This window comes from Pseudomonas sp. C 49-2 (assembly GCF_003970195.1).
Lineage (GTDB): Bacteria > Pseudomonadota > Gammaproteobacteria > Pseudomonadales > Pseudomonadaceae > Aquipseudomonas > Aquipseudomonas canadensis.
Map to the genome: position 1 here is coordinate 475,207 of NZ_RXYG01000002.1, position 19,317 is coordinate 494,523.

At 61.1% G+C, this 19,317-nt stretch carries 18 protein-coding genes; 12 read left to right on the forward strand and 6 right to left on the reverse strand.

Annotation, left to right across the window (positions count from 1 at the left end; all coding sequences use genetic code 11):
* Nucleotides 1-9 precede the first annotated feature (9 nt).
* Nucleotides 10-873 carry an EamA family transporter gene (locus EJ576_RS05680; RefSeq protein WP_236317622.1) on the forward strand — a complete coding sequence of 288 codons (864 nt, stop codon included), beginning with the start codon at nucleotides 10-12 and terminating at the stop codon, nucleotides 871-873.
* 57 nt (nucleotides 874-930) lie between these two features.
* On the opposite strand, the gene EJ576_RS05685 is transcribed toward EJ576_RS05680, so the two are convergent.
* Nucleotides 931-2,472, reverse strand: coding sequence for a phosphoenolpyruvate carboxykinase (locus EJ576_RS05685; protein ID WP_016979047.1), 1,542 nt, complete (start codon nucleotides 2,470-2,472; stop codon nucleotides 931-933).
* A 179-nt stretch (nucleotides 2,473-2,651) separates the two neighbouring features.
* On the reverse strand, nucleotides 2,652-3,554 hold the full coding sequence (gene hslO / locus EJ576_RS05690; protein WP_016979046.1) for an Hsp33 family molecular chaperone HslO: 903 nt from the start codon (nucleotides 3,552-3,554) through the stop codon (nucleotides 2,652-2,654).
* 104 nt (nucleotides 3,555-3,658) lie between these two features.
* Here hslO and EJ576_RS05695 point away from each other — a divergent pair, with 104 nt between their 5' ends.
* A complete protein-coding gene (locus tag EJ576_RS05695) occupies nucleotides 3,659-4,462 on the forward strand; it encodes a phosphatase PAP2 family protein (RefSeq protein WP_122730324.1) in 804 nt (267 codons plus the stop codon).
* 116 nt (nucleotides 4,463-4,578) lie between these two features.
* Here the strand turns inward: EJ576_RS05695 and EJ576_RS05700 are convergent, their stop codons facing one another.
* Nucleotides 4,579-4,986 carry an RNA-binding S4 domain-containing protein gene (locus EJ576_RS05700; RefSeq protein WP_126569747.1) on the reverse strand — a complete coding sequence of 136 codons (408 nt, stop codon included), beginning with the start codon at nucleotides 4,984-4,986 and terminating at the stop codon, nucleotides 4,579-4,581.
* Nucleotides 4,987-5,102: 116 nt separating this feature from the next.
* On the opposite strand from EJ576_RS05700, the gene EJ576_RS05705 reads away from it, so the two are divergent.
* From EJ576_RS05705 to rimK, 3 genes are read left to right on the forward strand one after another with little or no spacing between them, the layout of a single operon-like run.
* The gene (locus tag EJ576_RS05705) at nucleotides 5,103-5,882 is read left to right on the forward strand and encodes an EAL domain-containing protein (RefSeq protein WP_028615304.1); all 780 of its coding nucleotides are present in this window, start codon (nucleotides 5,103-5,105) and stop codon (nucleotides 5,880-5,882) included.
* Nucleotides 5,883-5,928: 46 nt separating this feature from the next.
* Entirely contained in the window at nucleotides 5,929-6,378 is a 450-nt protein-coding gene (locus EJ576_RS05710) for an ATP-dependent zinc protease (RefSeq protein ID WP_170949822.1), read from the forward strand.
* The gene (gene rimK, locus EJ576_RS05715) at nucleotides 6,375-7,280 is read left to right on the forward strand and encodes a 30S ribosomal protein S6--L-glutamate ligase (protein ID WP_010214091.1); all 906 of its coding nucleotides are present in this window, start codon (nucleotides 6,375-6,377) and stop codon (nucleotides 7,278-7,280) included. The genes EJ576_RS05710 and rimK overlap by 4 nt, the downstream gene beginning before the upstream one ends.
* A 48-nt stretch (nucleotides 7,281-7,328) precedes the next feature.
* On the opposite strand, the gene EJ576_RS05720 is transcribed toward rimK, so the two are convergent.
* Together EJ576_RS05720 and ompR are read right to left on the reverse strand one after the other, a co-directional pair.
* Nucleotides 7,329-8,642 carry an ATP-binding protein gene (locus EJ576_RS05720; RefSeq protein ID WP_021491614.1) on the reverse strand — a complete coding sequence of 438 codons (1,314 nt, stop codon included), beginning with the start codon at nucleotides 8,640-8,642 and terminating at the stop codon, nucleotides 7,329-7,331.
* A gap of 117 nt (nucleotides 8,643-8,759) precedes the next feature.
* Nucleotides 8,760-9,500, reverse strand: coding sequence for a two-component system response regulator OmpR (ompR, locus tag EJ576_RS05725; RefSeq protein ID WP_016979041.1), 741 nt, complete (start codon nucleotides 9,498-9,500; stop codon nucleotides 8,760-8,762).
* A 356-nt stretch (nucleotides 9,501-9,856) separates the two neighbouring features.
* Between ompR and EJ576_RS05730 the strand changes: the two genes are divergently transcribed.
* The 7 genes from EJ576_RS05730 (at nucleotide 9,857) to tauD (ending at nucleotide 18,060) form a co-directional block, all read left to right on the forward strand.
* Nucleotides 9,857-12,181 (forward strand): Tex family protein, encoded by a 2,325-nt coding sequence (locus EJ576_RS05730; RefSeq protein ID WP_126569749.1) that lies wholly within the window; start codon nucleotides 9,857-9,859, stop codon nucleotides 12,179-12,181.
* On the forward strand, nucleotides 12,181-12,564 hold the full coding sequence (locus EJ576_RS05735; RefSeq protein WP_016979039.1) for a PaaI family thioesterase: 384 nt from the start codon (nucleotides 12,181-12,183) through the stop codon (nucleotides 12,562-12,564). The genes EJ576_RS05730 and EJ576_RS05735 overlap by 1 nt, the downstream gene beginning before the upstream one ends.
* A 214-nt stretch (nucleotides 12,565-12,778) precedes the next feature.
* On the forward strand, nucleotides 12,779-14,362 hold the full coding sequence (gshA, locus tag EJ576_RS05740) for a glutamate--cysteine ligase (RefSeq protein WP_126569750.1): 1,584 nt from the start codon (nucleotides 12,779-12,781) through the stop codon (nucleotides 14,360-14,362).
* A gap of 243 nt (nucleotides 14,363-14,605) precedes the next feature.
* Nucleotides 14,606-15,583 carry a taurine ABC transporter substrate-binding protein gene (tauA, locus tag EJ576_RS05745; protein WP_095014272.1) on the forward strand — a complete coding sequence of 326 codons (978 nt, stop codon included), beginning with the start codon at nucleotides 14,606-14,608 and terminating at the stop codon, nucleotides 15,581-15,583.
* A 16-nt stretch (nucleotides 15,584-15,599) separates the two neighbouring features.
* Nucleotides 15,600-16,379 carry a taurine ABC transporter ATP-binding subunit gene (gene tauB / locus EJ576_RS05750; protein WP_126569752.1) on the forward strand — a complete coding sequence of 260 codons (780 nt, stop codon included), beginning with the start codon at nucleotides 15,600-15,602 and terminating at the stop codon, nucleotides 16,377-16,379.
* Nucleotides 16,376-17,212, forward strand: a complete 837-nt coding sequence (gene tauC, locus EJ576_RS05755) for a taurine ABC transporter permease TauC (RefSeq protein ID WP_126569754.1) — start codon at nucleotides 16,376-16,378, stop codon at nucleotides 17,210-17,212. The genes tauB and tauC overlap by 4 nt, the downstream gene beginning before the upstream one ends.
* 11 nt (nucleotides 17,213-17,223) lie before the next feature.
* Nucleotides 17,224-18,060, forward strand: a complete 837-nt coding sequence (gene tauD, locus EJ576_RS05760; protein WP_126569756.1) for a taurine dioxygenase — start codon at nucleotides 17,224-17,226, stop codon at nucleotides 18,058-18,060.
* Nucleotides 18,061-18,192: 132 nt separating this feature from the next.
* Here the strand turns inward: tauD and mgrA are convergent, their stop codons facing one another.
* Nucleotides 18,193-19,230 carry an L-glyceraldehyde 3-phosphate reductase gene (gene mgrA / locus EJ576_RS05765; RefSeq protein ID WP_123475334.1) on the reverse strand — a complete coding sequence of 346 codons (1,038 nt, stop codon included), beginning with the start codon at nucleotides 19,228-19,230 and terminating at the stop codon, nucleotides 18,193-18,195.
* Nucleotides 19,231-19,317 lie beyond the last annotated feature (87 nt).

The following is a 19,317-nucleotide window of genomic DNA, read 5'->3' on the forward strand; positions in this document are numbered from 1 at the left end:
GGACCTTACATGGACGTAATGATGGGCCTGCTGGCCGCCCTGCTCTGGGGTGGTACGGATTTTCTCGTGGGCCTCAACGCCCGAGCCGTGGGCGTTAAACGCGCGGTGTATTTCGGTCAGGCCTTGGGCTTTCTGATCATGACCCTGCTGTTGGTCATTCTCCCAAGCTTGCTGTTCAAATCCCTCGACGCCCCGCTGAGCGTCTGGCTCCTGGGCGTCGCCGCCGCCCTGCTCACCGTCTCCGGCGCCCTTGCGCTGTCCAAGGCCTTCGCCCTTGGCAAAGCCGCCATCGTCGCGCCGCTGGTGACGTCCTACGGCGTGGTGACCACACTGCTGTCCTGGGCCAGCGGCGAGCACATTAGCCTGACGCAACTGGGCTGCATCGCCGTGTGCGTGATCGGCGTGATCCTCTCCAGCATTCATAAGGACAACGGCGCCCCCCACAACAATCCACGCCTGTCCATCGCCTACGCCATGCTCGCCGCCTTGCTGTATGGCATCAGTTTCTGGCTGCAAGGCCGCTACACACTGCCGGCGCTGGGACCGATCACCATGCTCTGGCTCGGTTACCTGGTGGGGCTATGCGTATTGGTGGTGATGGTGCTGAAGGTCAAGGACGGCCTGAAAATCCCACCGCTGAAAAACTGCGCGACGCTGACCGGTGCGAGCTTGATGAACCTGGGTGGGTTCTCGGCGTTTTCCTGGGGGGCGATGGCGGGGTCGGTGTCGGTGGTGACGGTGATCAGTACGTTGTCAGGTGGTATTGCGGCGATTTTGGGGTTTGTGTTTTTCAAGGAGCGGTTGTCGGTGGTGCAGGTATTGGGCGTCGTGCTGGTACTGGTCGGCGCAGTGGTTCTGCACATCGCCGACTAAGCGTTCGCGCACAAAAAAGCCGCCTGCAAGAGGCGGCTTTTTCACAACGCTCGAATCTTACAACTTAGGACCCGCAGCCTTGATCGCATCGCTCACTTCAAACTTCTTGAAGTTCTCGATGAACAGACCCGCCAGTGCCTTCGCCGCTTCGTCGTAGGCAGCCTTGTCAGCCCAGGTGTTACGTGGGTTCAACAGGCCGGTTTCAACGCCCGGTACGGCCAGTGGCACGTCGAGGTTGATCGTGTCGAGGTGTTCGGTTTCTGCACCGATCAACGCGCCGCTCTGGATCGCTGCGATCACGCCGCGAGTGGTCGGGATGTTGAAGCGGTTGCCGACGCCGTAGCCGCCGCCGGTCCAGCCGGTGTTGACCAGGTAGACCTTGGAGCCGAAGCCGCGGATGCGCTTGATCAGCAGCTCAGCGTATTCGCCAGCCGGGCGCGGGAAGAACGGTGCGCCGAAGCAGGTGGAGAAGGTCGACTTGATGCCGCCGCCGGAACCCATTTCGGTCGAGCCCACCAGTGCGGTGTAACCGGACAGGAAGTGGTAGGCCGCTTGTTCTTCGCTGAGGATCGACACAGGCGGCAGTACGCCGGTCAGGTCGCAGGTCAGGAAGATCACCGCGTTTGGCTCGCCGCCCAGGTTCTTCTCGGAACGCTTGGCAACGTGCTCCAGCGGGTAGGCGGCGCGGCTGTTCTGGGTCAGGCTGACGTTGGTGTAGTCGGCGTGCTTGGCCTCGTCGATCACCACGTTTTCCAGCACGGCGCCGTGCTTGATGGCTTTCCAGATGACCGGCTCGTTCTTCTCGGACAGGTCGATGCACTTGGCATAGCAACCGCCTTCGATGTTGAACACCACGCCTTCGCCCCAGCCGTGTTCGTCGTCACCGATCAGGTAACGGCTTTCGTCGGCGGACAGGGTGGTTTTACCGGTGCCCGACAGACCGAAGAACAGGGTCACGTCGCCGGCTTCGCCGATGTTGGCAGCGCAGTGCATCGGCAGCACGTCGGAAGCCGGCAGCAGGAAGTTCTGCACCGAGAACATGGCTTTCTTCATCTCACCGGCGTAACGCATGCCGGCGATCAACACTTTCTTCTGGGCGAAGTTGAGGATCACGCAACCGTCGGAGTTGGTGCCATCACGTTCTGGCACGCACTCGAAGTTGGCCACGTTGAGCACTTGCCATTCTTCACGACCGGCCGGGTTGTACTGGGCCGGATTGATGAACAGGCAACGACCGAACAGGTTCTGCCAGGCAGTCTGGGTGGTCATTTTCACGGCCAGGTAGTGGTCTTCAGCCGCCCCTACGTGAACGTGGGAAACGAAATGCTCTTGCGCGTTGTTGAATGCCTCGACGCGAGCCCACAGGGCATCGAACTTGTCGGCAGGGAACTTGCGGTTGATCGGGCCCCAGGCGATGGAAGCCTGGGTGGAAGGCTCTTCAACGATGAAACGGTCGACCGGCGAACGGCCAGTACGGTGACCGGTTTCGACGACCAGCGCGCCAGTATCGGCGAGCACGCCTTCACCACGCTGCAGGGCTTCTTTAACCAGATCGTCAACACTCAGATCGGTGTATACGGCGTTGTTGGCTTGCGTCATGAGGTTCCCCGTCGGCCTATGGCCGAGTGCTCCAAACGTTTTGTAGTAGAAAGTTGCGCACTACTACCGCGAAAAAAGTGGGCCGGATTATGCCAGAAAAGCCCAAAAAGAGTAGGGCCCTCCCGTCAGAACTGCGCTAATCCGGCGTTTGTCAGGTGATTTACCTGTGCTTAAACGTTTTAGTGGCGGGTGTCGGAAGGGGTGTCGATGCCTGCGCCCGCGAACAATTGGGCGACATCAGCCGCGTCGAACAGGTAGCGCTCGTTGCAGAACTGGCAGTCGATCTCGATATGGCCGCCGTGCTCCACCACCAGGTTTTGCGCATCTTCCAGGCCGAGGCTGACCAAGGCATTGGCCGAACGCTCGCGCGAGCAGCTGCAATTGAAGTGCAGGCCTTGTGCGTCAAACAGTCGCACGGCTTCTTCGTGGTACAGGCGATGCAGGATGGTTTCGTTGTCCAGGCCCAGTTGCTCTTCAGCGGTGAGGGTGCCGGCCAGCGCCGTCAGCTTGCGCCAGCTGTCGGTGCGCTCGTCTTCGTCCTTGATGCGATCTGGTGGCAATTGCTGCAACAGCATCCCGCGTGCGCGTTTGCCGTCGGCGTTGAGCCAGAACTTGGTGCCGACCTGCTGGGACATCACAAAATAGTTGGTGAAGCAGTCCGACAGGGTTTCGCCGTCCAGGTCGACGATACCTTGGTAGCGCTGGCCCTCAGTCGGATCGACGGTGATCGCCAGCACGCCGTTGGCCATCAGGTCGGACAACGTGGCGTCCGGGGCAATCTGGTCGGCTTCATAACGGGCCAAACCACGGATTTCGCGCTCGCTGGAGCATTCGATCATCAGCATCGGCACCGGCCCTTCGGAGCGTGCCTGCAGGATCAACAACCCGTCGAATTTCATGGTGCCCACCAGGAGCGCCGCCGCCGCCATCAGCTCCCCGAGCAGTTGCGCGACCGGCTCCGGATAGGGGTGCTTGGCAAGGACTTCGGCATAGCTGCGCTCCAACGAGACCAGCTCGCCGCGGGCGTCGCTCTCGTCAAAGATGAAGCGTTGGGTGAAGTCGGTATCCGGTAGATCAGTCATAGGTCTGGGTATCTGAATTGATGACAAATTGATTACAAGGTTTATAGAATTAAACGCTTTAGCACCGTTTTGGTGCGGTCTTCTAGAGCCGTGAGGGACAGTTTATGAACAATCCGGGTTTGTTCCAAGCCAAGTGGAACCTCGGGCGATGGGCCTTCTGCAATCTACTGGCTATCGGGCTGCTGTGTTTCTGGCTGTGGCCCACGGGCCAGATGCTGTGTGTGCTTTTCGACGAGTGGCTGTTTCATCTGCTCAATGACCCGCTGGCCAGCAACTCGACCTGGCTGCACGTATGGGCGGTAGCCAGTCTGCGGCCGTTCGATGCGGTGGTCGGGGTCATCCTGCTGGCGCTGTTGATTCGCGGCGACTGGGTGTTCAAGGCCGTGCAGGTGCGCCAGGCACTGTTCGGTTTTGTCGGCATTCTGCTGCTGTTGCTGTTTATCCGCATGCTGTTTTCCAAATTCGCGGCGCACATGGGCTGGCAACACAGCAGCCCATCGATGGTGATCAGCGGAGCGATCCAGATGAGCGACTACTTCCCGGGGCTGGAGAAGACCTGGGAATTGAAGGATCGCTCGAGCCAGAGTTTTCCAGGGGATCACGCATCGGTGCTGTTGATCTGGGGGATGTTCATGACGGTGTTCGCCAAGCGCATCGGCCAGTTGCTCGTGATCTGGGGCCTGGCGCTGCTGTTTATGATGCCGCGCCTGGTTGCGGGTGCGCATTGGGGGCAGGACGACTACATCGGCGGTGTGTTGTTGGCGCTGTTGGCGCTGGGGTGGGGGTATTACACGCCGTTCGCAGCGAAGGTGTCGGCTGGGTTGCTGCGGCTCACGGCGCCGGTGTTCGGGCTGGCTGCACGCCTACCAATCGTCGGGCGAATGAGCGTCGTTAGAACTGCGCAATAATTTGTGGTGAGCGAGCTTGCTCGCGCTAGGCTGCGGAGCGGCCTCAAAAAAGCGGGAGCGCTGCGCACTCCAGCGCGGGGCAAGCCCGCTCACCATAAAGGCCCATTCGACTCAGGCTAGTCGTCATTGCCGCTGTCGCGAAACTTGAACAGATCGCGGCGCTGTTTCTTGCTCGGCTTGCCATCGATGGTCATACCGGTGGCGCCCGCCTTGCGCATGGCCGCCGCGTTTTCGCGCTTGGCGATACTGGCCTCGGTCTCTGTGTACAACGCCTGTGCTTCAGGCGCACCACGGCGCACGATGGAAAGCGCCTGAACCACGACCGTCTTTTCATCAAATCCAACACGAATCTGGAACTCGTCGCCGACACGCGGTTCCTTGCCCGGCTTGCAGCGCTCGCCACGATGATGCACCTTGCCGCTCTCGATAGCGGCCTTCGCCAGGGCACGGGTTTTATAGAAACGCGCCGCCCATAGCCACTTGTCCAGACGGACCTTTTCTTCCTCTTCCTGCTTTTGAGCCACTTGAATTCCTCGCTCTGAAAAATGTCGCAACTTTACCGTTGAAACCCTTCGACGCATAAACCCCAAGGCTCACCTAAGATACGCCAGGTAGTACCCTGTTTTCGCGAGGATATGCTGTGACCGAATTCCCCCTTTCACTCACCTCGCCCAACCAGCGCTGCGTGGGTTGCCAGCAAAGCGAGCCCCTCGGGTTCGATTTTGCATTCGCTTACCAGCCTATCGTAGACCTGCGGGATCATTCGATCTTTGCCCACGAGGCCCTGGTGCGTGGCCCCCACGGCGAAGGGGCTCTGTCGGTGCTCGACCAGGTCAACGAAAGCAACCGCTACCGCTTCGACCAACGCTGTCGAACCCAGGCAATTGCCGGGGCAGCGGCCCTTGGCATGCAAACCCACCTTTCGATCAACTTCATGCCCAACGCCGTGTACCGTCCGGAACTGTGCATCCGTAGCACCCTGGAGGCGGCTCGCGCGCATAATTTTCCGTTGAACCAGCTGATTTTCGAGACCCTCGAAAGCGAGCATGTAGATAACTATCGCCATTTGACGAATATTCTGCGTGAATACCGCGAATTCGGCTTCAAGACCGCCATCGACGATTTCGGCGCGGGCTATTCGGGGCTGAACCTGCTGGCCGATTTCCAACCTGACTTGATCAAACTCGACATGGCGCTGATTCGCGATGTCGATCAGGATCGTGTTCGTCAGGTCATCGTTCAGGGGATTGTCACAATCTGTGAGCAGTTGGGGGTTACTGTCATCGCCGAAGGCATCGAAAGTGCCGGCGAGCGTGACTTCCTGTCCGACTGCGGAATTTTTCTGATGCAGGGCTATTGGTTCGCCAAGCCTGCATTCAAGGCCCTGGCCGAGGTTTCCCCTCAGGCCTGGGCGAATTGATCGGTTACCCATATTGAAGACATTTGACCATTTGACCGTTGTGGGTCTGCGTGAGTGGGTGGCACTTCCCGACTTGGGAGTGGCAGGCCTGCGCGCAAAGATCGACACCGGTGCCAGCACCTCAAGCCTGCACGCTACCGATATCGAGCCGTTTGAGCGCGACGGTGAGAAGTGGGTGCGTTTTACCGCGCACCTGGGCAGCGTTGTGCAACTGCGTCACCGCCGCTGCGAAGCGCCCCTGGTGACGATGAAAACCATCAAGAGCTCCAACGGGCATGCGCAGGTGCGCTATGTCATCAGCACCACCCTGGCGCTGGGTGATCGGGTATGGCGGGTGGAGTTCACCCTGGCCTGCCGCAAAGCCATGCGTTACCGGCTGTTGCTGGGTTCCAAAGCCTTGATTGACGGCCAACTGGTGGTCAACCCCGGCATCAAGTACGTTCAAGACAAGCCGGTGTTTCCGGTCTCTACTCTTTCTGTCCCAGGTGCTGCATGAAGATTGCTGTGCTGTCGCGAAACCCGCGTCTGTATTCCACCCGCCGCCTGGTTGAGGCCGGCACCGAACGTGGCCACGAAATGGTGGTGATCGACACGTTGCGGGCCTATATGAACATTGCCAGCCACAAGCCGCAGATCCACTACCGGGGCAAGCCGCTGGAGGGGTTTGATGCGGTGATCCCACGCATCGGCGCTTCGGTGACGTTCTATGGCTGCGCAGTGTTGCGCCAGTTTGAAATGATGGGGGTGTTCCCCCTCAATGAGTCGGTCGCCATTGCCCGTTCACGGGACAAGTTGCGCTCGCTGCAGTTGCTGTCGCGCCGGGGTATCGGCCTGCCAGTGACGGGCTTTGCCCACTCTCCCGACGACATCCCCGACCTGATCGACATGGTCAACGGCGCACCGCTGGTGATCAAGGTGCTGGAAGGCACCCAAGGTATCGGCGTGGTGCTGTGTGAAACCGCGACAGCGGCCGAATCCGTGATCGAGGCGTTCATGGGCCTCAAGCAGAACATCATGGTGCAGGAATACATCAAGGAAGCCGGCGGCGCGGATATCCGCTGCTTCGTGGTGGGCGACAAGGTGATTGCAGCGATGAAGCGCCAGGCGAAGCCAGGGGAGTTCCGCTCCAACCTGCACCGTGGCGGCAGCGCCAGCCTGATCAAGATCACACCGGAAGAACGCATGACCGCACTGCGGGCCGCCAAGGTGATGGGGTTGAGTGTGGCGGGTGTGGATATCCTGCGCTCCAATCACGGGCCGCTGGTGATGGAGGTGAATTCGTCACCGGGCTTGGAAGGCATTGAAACCACCACGGGCAAGGACGTGGCGGGGATCATCATTCAGCATCTGGAGAAGAATGGTGGGCCGAATATGACCAGGACCAAGGGCAAGGGCTGACACCACCGTAATACCTGAAGGAGCCGGCTTGCCGGCTCCTACACAAGGTCAGACCGCGTCGCGGGGCAACATCAGCCCAAGCGGCAAACGCACGCGCGCCTCCAGGCCACCTTCTTCGCGGTTGCGTAGCTCAACGTTGCCCCCATGCATCGAGGCTATACGCCGCACAATCGCCAACCCCAGGCCTGTCCCCTTGCCACCTCGGGCACGGTCGCCACGGGTAAAGGGGTTGAAGATGCCTTCCAGCTCATCCGGGTCGATGCCCGCGCCACGGTCCATCACGCTCAGCACCACATACGGCGCAGCGCTGTCGCCAGACACATACGCCGCCACTTCCACATCGGAACCGGCGTGGTGCAGGGCGTTGCCGATCAGGTTGTTCAACAGGCGCTTCATCGATACCCGACGCAACGCAAACGGCTGGATCGGCTCCAGGCGCATGCGCACCTGTTCACCGTTCTGGTTATAGGGCGCCACCACCTCTCGCACCAGGTCGGTCAGGTCGACTTCTTCCACCACTTCATCGCGGCCATCGCGGATAAACGCCAGGAACTGGTCGAGAATCGCGTCCATGTCCTCAATGTCGCGGACCATGTCGTCGGTGAGGTCGGTATGGTTGCCCATCAACTCCAGCGACAAACGCAGTCGCGTCAACGGGGTACGCAAGTCGTGGGACACCCCCGCCAGCATCAGCTCGCGCTCGCGGCCGGCCTGTTCGACGTCCTCCGCCATCTGGTTGAACGCGCCGTACACCTCGGTCATCTCACTGGGCGTGTCGCTGACCGGCAGGCGAACGCTGCGCCCCTGGCCCAATTGACGGGCGGCAAACACAAGGCGTTTTAGAGGCTGATTAAGCTGGCGCACGAAAATCCACGCCGACGCCGTTGAAAGCAAACCGATCGCCAGGAACCAGCCCAACACGTTCCAGATCTTCTGCCCCCGCAGCGGATGCGGGTACAGCGGCACTTTCAGCCAATCCTCGCCCAGGCTTGGCGCACGCACCCACAACGCAGGCGACACGTGCATGCGCAGCCGCACCTCAGTGTCTTCACCGAGTTCGGCCTGCATCTGGCGCTGGTAGATCTCACTGTAGGGCCAATGCTGCTCGCCCTCCGGCACTCCCGCGCCGGCGACACGCACCAGGGTCGCGGCCTTGGCGATCTTCTCGCGGTTCTCTGGGTCTGCCGCCCAATAGGCGCGCAGCGTCAGGGCGACACCGTGGCTGTATTGCCGGTCCACCAGCACGTCCTCGTTCATCAACAGATAAACCAGCGTGAGTGCCTTGGAAAACAGAACGACGATCAGCACCAGCCAAAGGGTGCGGGAGAAGAAACTTTGGGGGAACCACAGCGGGGTTTTCATAGAAGACTGCTAGATACCTTGCAGAAACGAGCGGCGCTCGCAGAATTGCAGACGCCGGACACCCCGCCGACTCTTATGGAGTCAAACGCCAGGATGCCCGCCCCTGCAAATCACCGATCAACTGGTTTTATTGCCGTCCGGCACAAACACATAACCCACGCCCCACACCGTCTGGATATACCGCGGCTTGGACGGGTCCGGCTCGATCATCCGACGCAGACGGGAGATCTGCACGTCGATGGAGCGCTCCAGCGCATCCCATTCCCGGCCACGGGCCAGGTTCATCAGCTTGTCGCGGGTCAGCGGCTGGCGAGCGTTCATCACCAGAGCCTTGAGCACGGCGAATTCACCGGTAGTGAGCATGTGTACTTCATCGCCACGCTTGAGCTCACGGGTCGCCAGCGACAGTTCGTAGTCGCCAAAGGTGACACTCTCGTCTTCGCTACCTGGGGCACCTGGAACCGGCGGTGCCTGGCGACGTAGTACGGCTTTGACCCGAGCCATCAGTTCGTCAGGGTTGAACGGCTTGGCCAGGTAGTCATCGGCGCCCAGTTCAAGGCCCTTGATGCGGCTCAGCTCATCGCCCTTGGCGGTGAGCATGATAATTGGAATCTGGTTGTTTGCGCCGCGCAGGCGTTTGCAGGCGGTCAGGCCGTCTTCGCCGGGCAGCATCAGGTCGAGTACGACCAGGTTGAACACCTCACGCCCCAACAGGCGGTCCATCTGCTCGGTGTTCGGCACCGCGCGGGCACGGTAGCCCTTGGAGTTGAAAAAACGCTCCAGCAGGCTACTCAGCCCCGGATCGTCATCAACGATGAGAATTTTTTCGCCTTCAGCAGTTTGTGCAGTGCTGCTCATTAGATGCTCCTCTTATCTCGGCGCGCATTATGGCCTAGCTGCCGTTATACGCACCGTGTGCATTGTTAGCAGATTTTTCCTCTACTGCCAGCGAACCCGCGCCGTACAACCGTTGGCGCAATCCCCCCCTAGGGCAGAACGCTGGTTATAATGCGGCGCCGTCGTGCAGGGCAACGTCCGATCGTTACCGTTTGATGCCGAGGCTTTTTTTACCCGCTTGTGTGATTTTTTCGATTTCGAGGGTCAATAGGCTGCCTCTTGACCCAGGCAGCGGCGCCAGTCGGGCCGCTCAACCAGCCTCCCAGGGCCTTGTTTTCCGGGCCTGCGAGCTGCTTTTCAGAATTTCAGGTGGTTTTATGGACAGCATCAACAGCCGCATCGCCGAGGAACTCGGTGTACGCCCACAACAGGTCGAAGCGGCCGTCGCTCTACTGGATGAAGGCTCCACAGTGCCTTTCATCGCCCGTTACCGTAAAGAAGTGACCGGCAGCCTCGACGACACCCAGTTGCGTCACCTGGAAGAGCGTCTGCGCTACCTGCGAGAACTCGACGAACGGCGCATCAGCATCCTCGCCAGCATCGAGGAACAGGGCAAGCTGACCCCACAGCTTGAGCGCGACATCAAACTCGCCGACACCAAAACCCGCCTCGAAGACCTCTACCTGCCGTACAAGCAGAAGCGCCGCACCAAGGGCCAGATCGCTCTGGAAGCTGGCCTGGGCGAGTTGGCCGACGCCCTCTTCAACGACCCATCGCTGACTCCGGACACCGAAGCCGCCCGCTTCATCGATGCCGAAAAAGGCGTTGCCGACGTCAAGGCCGCCCTCGAAGGTGCCAAGTACATCCTCATGGAGCGCTTCGCCGAAGACGCTAGCCTGCTGGAAAAACTGCGTACTTACCTGAAGCAGGAAGCGATTCTCAGTGCCCGCGTCATCGCCGGCAAAGAGGAGGAAGGCGCCAAGTTCCGCGATTACTTCGAACACGACGAACCGCTGAAAAGCATGCCGTCCCACCGTGCGCTCGCCATTTTCCGTGGTCGCAACGAAGGCATTCTCAGCTCTGCGCTGAAGGTCGGCGACGAGTTGCCGGGCACCATGCATCCCTGCGAAGGCATGATCGGTCAACAATTCGGCATCCAGAATCAGAACCGTCCTGCGGACAAGTGGCTTGGTGAGGTGGTGCGCTGGACCTGGAAGGTAAAGATCTACACCCACCTGGAAACCGACCTGCTCGGCGAGCTGCGCGACGGCGCCGAGACCGAGGCGATCAACGTGTTCGCCCACAACCTGCACGACCTGCTGCTGGCCGCGCCGGCCGGCCCGCGCGCCACCCTGGGCCTTGACCCGGGCCTGCGCACTGGCTGCAAGGTGGCCGTAGTCGACTCCACCGGCAAGCTGTTGGACCACGCCACGGTGTATCCGCATGTGCCGCACAACAAATGGGACCAGACCCTCGCGATCCTGGCCGCCCTGTGCGCCAAGCACGCGGTGGACCTGATCGCCATCGGCAACGGCACCGCCAGCCGTGAAACCGACAAGCTGGCCGCCGAACTGATCAAAAAGTATCCCGCCATGAAGATGACCAAGGTCATGGTCTCCGAGGCCGGCGCTTCGGTGTACTCGGCGTCGGAACTGGCTTCCAAGGAATTCCCGGACCTCGACGTGTCGATCCGTGGCGCGGTGTCCATCGCCCGTCGCCTGCAGGATCCACTGGCCGAACTGGTGAAGATCGACCCTAAATCCATCGGCGTCGGCCAGTACCAGCACGATGTGTCGCAGCTGAAACTGGCACGCGGCCTGGACGCGGTGGTGGAAGACTGCGTAAACGCCGTGGGCGTGGACGTGAATACCGCCTCTGTTGCATTGCTGGCACGTATTTCCGGCCTCAACGCCACCCTGGCACAGAATATCGTGACCCACCGTGACGAAAACGGCGCGTTCAAAACCCGTGCAGCGCTGAAAAAGGTCGCACGCCTGGGCGAGAAAACCTTCGAACAAGCCGCCGGCTTCCTACGCGTAATGAACGGCGACAATCCTCTGGACTCCTCCGCAGTCCACCCGGAAGCCTACCCGCTGGTGCAACGCATCGCCGCCGAGACCGACCGCGATATCCGCTCGCTGATCGGCGATGCCGCGTTCCTCAAGCGCCTGGATCCTAAGAAGTACACCGACGAAACCTTCGGTGTTCCGACCATCACCGACATTCTGCAAGAGTTGGAAAAACCGGGCCGCGACCCGCGTCCCGAGTTCAAGACTGCCGAGTTCCAGGACGGCGTCGAAGACCTCAAGGATCTTGAGCTGGGCATGATCCTCGAAGGCGTGGTCACCAACGTGACCAACTTCGGCGCCTTTGTGGACATCGGCGTGCATCAGGACGGTTTGGTGCATATCTCCGCGCTTTCGGAGAAATTCATCAAGGACCCGCGTGAAGCGGTGAAAGCCGGTGACGTGGTCAAGGTCAAGGTCATGGAAGTCGACATCCCGCGCAAACGCGTTGGCCTGTCGATGCGCATGAGCGACACCCCCGGCGAGAAAATCGACGGTGCCCGTGGCGCGCGTCCGGGTTCGGCGCCGCGCCAGTCGCAGAACAACGCACCGCGCAAGGAAACCGCCACCGCAGCGCCAAGCAACAACGCCATGGCCTCGCTGTTCGCCAACGCCAAACAGTTGAAAAAACGCTGATGGAAATCCCGGCCGGTTTGACCCAGAGCGCGTTCAGCGAACTGATCGGCTGCCGCCTGCAACGCCTTGAAGAGGGCGTTGCCGAGGTGGCCCTGACCCTGGAGCCGCAACTGCGCAACCGCGCGGGCAAGCTCCATGGCGGGGCGATTTTCAGCCTGGTGGACATTACGATGGGGCTGGCGTGTTCCAGCTCCCATGGTTTCGACCAGCAGAGCGCGACCATCGAGTGCAAGATCAACTATATCCGCGCCGTGTCTGACGGTGACGTGCTGTGCACCAGCCGGGTGATTCATGCCGGTCGCCGCACGTTGGTGGTCGAGGCAGACGTGTATCAAGACGAAAGACTTGTCGCAAAAGCGCAGGGCACCTTCGCTGTCCTATAGCTCCCCACCCCCGATTTGAGTTAATTTCGGCGCTGCAATCACGGCGTCGGAATTTTCTCGCTGCGCTGTAGCCAAATTCATGGAGTGAAGTCGGCATTTTCAGAGCGGGTTAAATCGACTCTAAACCAGGCGATCACGCCAGTTTTAACTTCACCCTTGTAGACCGTCCTGCCCACCCCCATATTGGGGCGACTGACGCGTGAAGGAATCCAACTTGAGCGAACTTCTCAACCGCCGCCTGGCCCTGCTCGGCAAGCGCGAACACCTCTCCCTGCTAGAGCAGTGCTTGCACGGCATCGAGCGCGAATGCCTGCGTGTCACCGGTGAGGGTCGACTGGCGCAAACGCCGCACCCTGAAGCCCTGGGCGCCGCGTTGACCCACGAACAGATCACCACCGACTACTCGGAATCGCTGCTGGAGTTCATCACTCCGGCCCTGCCCAACCCGGCCGATACCCTGAGCAGCCTGGACAAGATCCATCGCTTTGCCTACACCAAGCTGGGCAGCGAATACCTGTGGAGCCCCTCGATGCCGTGCCCGTTGCCGGCCGAGGAAGATATTCCGATTGCCTACTACGGCACGTCCAATATCGGACAGCTCAAGTACGTGTATCGCAAGGGTCTGGCCCTGCGTTACGGCAAGACCATGCAGTGCATCGCTGGCATCCACTACAACTTCTCGTTGCCGGAAGCGCTGTGGCCGTTGCTCAAAGAGACGGAAGGGTTTGTCGGCACCGACCGCGATTACCAGTCCACCGCCTATATCGCGCTGATCCGTAACTTCCGTCGCTACAGCTGGCTGTTGATGTACCTGTTTGGTGCCTCCCCAGCGCTGGACGCCGGTTTCCTGCGCGGTCGTTCGCACCAACTGGAAGTGCTCGACGCCGACACGCTGTACCTGCCTTACGCCACCAGCCTGCGCATGAGCGACCTGGGTTATCAGAGCAACGCCCAGGCCGGCCTCACGCCGTGCTACAACGACCTGGCCAGCTACACCGACAGCCTGCGCGAAGCGGTGGCAACGCCCTACGCGCCGTACGTCGAAATCGGCACGCATCAGGACGGTGAGTGGGTGCAGCTCAACACCAACATCCTGCAGATCGAAAACGAGTACTACTCCAACATCCGCCCCAAGCGTGTGACTTACACCGGCGAACGGCCGATCCAGGCGCTGATGGCCCGCGGCATCCAGTACATCGAAGTGCGCTGCCTGGACATCAACCCGTTCCTGCCGATGGGTATCGACCTGCCGGAGTCGCGTTTCCTCGACGCCTTCCTGCTGTACTGCGCGTTGAACGACAGCCCGCTGTTCGCCGACAACGAGTGCGGTAACGCCACCTCCAACTTCCTCAGCGTGGTCAAGGAAGGGCGTCGTCCCGGCCTGCAATTGCAGCGTCAGGGCCAGCCTGTGGACATGAAGGAATGGGCTGCCGAACTGCTGGCGCAGATTGCGCCACTGGCCGCCTTGCTGGATGAGAGCCACGGCATCACCGAGCACAGCCAGGCGCTGGACGCTCAGCTGGCGAAGGTCAAGGATTCGTCCCTGACCCCGTCAGCCCAGGTGTTGGCGGCGATGGCCGAGCGTAAGGAAAGTTTTGCGCAATTCTCCCTGCACCAGAGCCAGTTGCACGCCGAGCATTTCCGTAAGGAGCCGTTGCCGGCTGAAGAGCAGGCACACTTTGAAGAGCTGGCACGTAAGTCGCTGGCGCAACAGGCGGAGCTGGAGCAGAACGAAGTGGGCGATTTTGATGTGTTTGTCGGGTCGTACCAGGCCAGCATCCTCGCCATCAGCAACTAAAGCCTTACGCGGTCCCCTGTGGGAGCTGGCTTGCCTGCGATAGCATCAACTCGGTCTATCTGGAATACCGAGTTGTCTGCATCGCAGGCAAGCCAGCTCCCACAGTTGCTCTCCTCAGCCTGAGGAACGAATTCCACTTTTCTTCTCATAAGCTAATTCGAAAATGTTATTTATTTTCGGATTCTTAGATCATTTAGTCTCCTCACACGCCGACCCTCGGCCGCCTGATTGAGGAGCTTCCCCTTGAAACTGCTTACCCCTCTGCGCCTCTTGGCCGCATTGTCCCTGGCCGGTGCCAGCCTGTTTGCCCAGGCGGCGGATGTGACCATCGCTTACCAGACCACCGTGGACCCGGCCAAAGTCGCCCAGGCCGACGGCGCCTATGAAAAAGCCACCAACGCCAAGATCAACTGGCGCAAATTCGACAATGGCGCCGACATCATCGCCGCCATCGCGTCCGGCGATGTGCAGATCGGCTACCTCGGTTCGAGCCCGCTGACCGCCGCGATCACCCGCAAAGTGCCGGTGGAAACCTTCCTCGTCGCCACTCAGATCGGCGGTGCCGAAGCGCTGGTGGCGCGCAACGGCGCGGGGATTAACGGCCCGCAGGACCTGATCGGCAAAAAAATCGCCGTGCCATTCGTGTCCACCGGCCATTACAGCCTGTTGGCCGCGTTGAAACACTGGAACATCGACCCGTCCAAAGTAACCATCCTCAACCTCGCACCACCCGCCATCATCGCCGCCTGGAAGCGCGGTGATATCGACGCCACCTACGTATGGGACCCCGCCCTGGGCGTGGCCAAGGAAAACGGCAAGGTGCTGATCACCTCCGGCGAACTGGCCAAGTTCGGCGCGCCAACCTTCGATGCCTGGATCGTGCGTAAGGATTTTGCCGAGAAGCACCCGGAAATCGTCACGGCGTTCGCCAAAGTGACGCTGGATGCCTACGCCGCCTACCGCAAAGACCCACAAGCCTGGCTCGCTGACAAAGGCAACGTCGACAAGCTGGTGAAACTCTCCGGCGCCAAGGCCAGCGACATCCCCCTACTGCTGCAAGGCAACGTCTACCCGCTGGCCGCTGACCAAGTGACCCTGCTGGGCGCGCCAACCACCAAGGCCGTGACCGATACCGCCGCGTTCCTCAAGGAGCAAGGCAAGGTCGACGCCGTGCTGCCGGACTACGCCCCTTACGTCAGCGCCAAGTTCATTACTAACTGATCAGGAGTTCATTGCGATGGCCTTGCTACAACTGGAGCGCATCAGCGCACAGTACCCAGGCGCCACAGAACCGGTACTGTCAGACATTTCAATCGACCTGGGGCCCCAGCAATTGCTGGTGGCCCTCGGCCCGTCCGGCAGTGGCAAGACTTCGCTGTTGAACCTGATTGCCGGCTTTGTCGAACCGTCCGTCGGGCGCATTACCCTCGACGGCGTGCCGGTCAAAGGTCCGAGCGCCGAGCGCGGCGTGGTGTTCCAGGACGACGCCCTGCTGCCCTGGCAGGATGTGCTGGCCAACGTGGGCTTCGGCCTGGAGCTGGCCGGTGTGCCCAAGGCGCAACGCGAAGTGCGCGCTCGGGAAATGCTCGCGCTGGTGGACCTGGCCGGTTTCGACAGCCGCCGTATCTGGCAACTTTCCGGTGGGCAGAAGCAACGCGTAGGCCTGGCCCGCGCGCTGGCGGCCGACCCTCGCGTGTTGCTGATGGATGAACCCTTCGGCGCCCTCGATGCCTTCACCCGCGAACAGATGCAGGAGCTGCTGCTGCAAGTCTGGCGGCGCACGGCCAAGCCGGTGTTCCTGATTACCCACGACATCGAAGAAGCGGTCTTCCTGGCCACTGACCTGATCCTGCTGGCGCCCAACCCTGGCCAAATCGTCGAACGCCTGAGCCTGGATTTCGGCCAACGCTACGCCGCCGGTGAGTCGGCGCGGGCGATCAAGTCCGACCCGCGCTTTATCGAAACCCGCGAACACGTGCTGGGCAAAGTGTTCTCCCAACGGCAGGTGTCCGCATGAGCAGCTACGAATTTCCCGTCACGGCCACCAAGCCGGTGGCGCACGCAGTTGTCCCGTTGCGACGCAGCTTGAGCACCCGCTGGATCAGCCTGCTGACCCTGGTCGCCTTGCTGGTCATTTGGTGGGCCGTGACCGCCACCGGTTTGATTGAACCGCTGTTCCTGCCACCGCCGTCCGCCGTACTGCAAAAAGGCTGGCTGCTGGCGACCACGGGCTACATGGATTCCACCCTGTGGCAACACCTGGGCGCGAGCCTCAGCCGTATCGGCCTGGGCCTGGGTTTTGCGGTGCTGACCGCCGTGCCGGTAGGGATCGCCATCGGCTCCAACCGTATCGCCCGGGGCATTCTCGACCCGCTGATCGAGTTCTACCGCCCGATTCCTCCCCTGGCTTACTTGCCGCTGATCGTGATCTGGTGCGGCATTGGCGAGCTGTCCAAGGTGCTGCTGATTTACCTGGCGATTTTTGCGCCGATTGCCATCGCCACCGCGACTGGCGTGCGCACGGTCGACCCGGCCAAGCTGCGCGCGGCGCAGTCGTTGGGCGCTACCCGCGCACAGCTGATCCGGCATGTGATCCTGCCGAGCGCCCTGCCCGACATCCTCACCGGCGTGCGCATCGGCCTGGGCGTGGGCTGGTCGACATTGGTCGCCGCCGAGCTGATCGCGGCCACCAGCGGCCTGGGGTTCATGGTGCAGTCGGCGGCGCAGTTCCTGGTCACTGACGTGGTGGTGCTGGGCATCCTCGTCATCGCCCTGATCGCCTTTGCCATGGAAATGGGCCTGCGTGCCCTGCAGCGTAAATGGGTGCCCTGGCATGGCCAGGCACATTGAGTGAGAACCGCATGAGCAGCCTGACCGTTACCCCCATCAGCACCGCATTGGGCGCCCTGATCAGTGGCGTCGATATCACCCAGCCGCTGAACCTTGAACAGCGCGACGCCATCGAACAGGCGTTGCTCAAGCACTCGGTGCTGTTCTTCCGTGATCAACCGATCAACCCGCAACAGCAGGCACGGTTCGCGGCGAATTTTGGTGACCTGCATATTCACCCGATCTACCCCAACGTGCCGGAACAGCCCGAAGTGCTGATCCTCGACACCGCCGTCACCGACGTGCGCGACAACGCCGTGTGGCACACCGACGTGACCTTCCTGCCGACGCCGGCGTTGGGCGCCGTACTCAGCGCCAAGCTGCTTCCGGCGTTTGGCGGCGATACGCTGTGGGCCAGTGGGATTGCGGCGTATGAGGCGTTGTCCGAGCCGTTGAAGCGCTTGCTCGATGGGCTGACGGCGACCCACGACTTCACTAAGTCATTCCCGCTGGAGCGCTTTGGCAACACCGCTGAAGACCTGGCGCGTTGGGAAGAGGCTCGCAGGAAGAACCCGCCGTTGTCGCATCCGGTGGTGCGCACGCACCCGGTGAGTGGGCGCAAGTCGCTGTTCGTGAGTGATGGGTTCACCACCAAGATCAATGAACTTGAGCCGGCGGAGAGTGAAGCGATCCTGAAGCTCTTGTTCGCCCACGCGACACGCCCGGAATTTACCATTCGCTGGCGTTGGCAGGAAAACGATGTGGCGTTCTGGGATAACCGCGTGACACAGCACTACGCGGTGGACGACTACCGGCCGCAGCGGCGGGTGATGCACCGCGCGACGATTCTGGGGGATGTGCCGTTCTAGCTCTCAAACACGCTGGAAATCACTGTGGGAGCTGGCTTGCCTGCGATAGCGGTGAGTCAGCAACAGATTCATTGACTGACACACCGCTATCGCGGGCAAGCCCGGCTCCCACATTGACCGGGTTACGCCAGGTTATTCAGCCGTGGATGGCTTTTCCCACAGGTTGATCCCGCCTTCCTGGGCAAATCGATCAATCTCTGCCAATTCCTCAGCGCTGAAGCTCAAGTTCTTCAACGCACCAACGTTCTCGATAATCTGCTCCGGCCGGCTCGCACCGATCAGCGCGCTGGTCACCCGTGGATCACGCAGGGTCCAGGCCAACGCCAATTGCGCCAGGCTCTGGCCACGGCGCTGGGCGATTTCATTCAGCGCGCGCACGTGGGCGATGTTGGCTTCGGACAGGTGCTTGGCCTGCAACGAACCACCGCCCGGACGATTCACTCGCGCATCCGCCGGTACGCCGTTGAGGTACTTGTCAGTCAGCAGGCCCTGGGCCAGTGGCGTGAACGCGATCACGCCGGCGCCGAGCTCTTCGGTGGTGTCCAGCAGGTCTTTTTCCACCCAGCGGTTGAGTAGGTTGTAGGCCGGTTGGTGAATCAGCAGCGGTACTTTCCACTCTTGGAGCAGCGCGGCGATTTCGCGGGTTTTCACGCCCGAGTAGGACGAAATGCCGATGTACAACGCCTTGCCTTGTTGGACCGCGGTGGCGAGGGCGCTGGCGGTTTCTTCCAGGGGGGTGTCGGCGTCAAAACGGTGGGAGTAGAAGATGTCCACGTAGTCGACGCCCAGGCGTTGCAGGCTCTGGTCCAGGCTGGCCAGCACGTACTTGCGCGAGCCGCCGCCCTGGCCATAGGGACCGGGCCACATGTCCCAACCCGCCTTGCTGGAGATGATCAGTTCGTCGCGATAGTGCTTGAAGTCTTCGCGCAGTAAACGGCCGAAGTTGATCTCGGCGCTGCCGTAGGGCGGGCCGTAGTTGTTGGCCAGGTCGAAGTGGTTGATGCCCAGGTCAAACGCGGTGCGCAGCAGGGCGCGCTGAGTGTCGATCGGGGTGCTGTCGCCAAAGTTGTGCCACAGGCCCAGGGACAGTGCAGGCAGCACTAATCCACTGCGGCCTACACGGCGGTACGGAATAGATTCATAGCGGTTTTCGGCAGCAATGTAAGTCATCGAATCCTCTCTTGGACGTCGGCAAATAAGGCCCGGGAATAAGGTTATTCCCAGGCCTTTTAACCAGCTGAATCGCTTAAGTCTGCC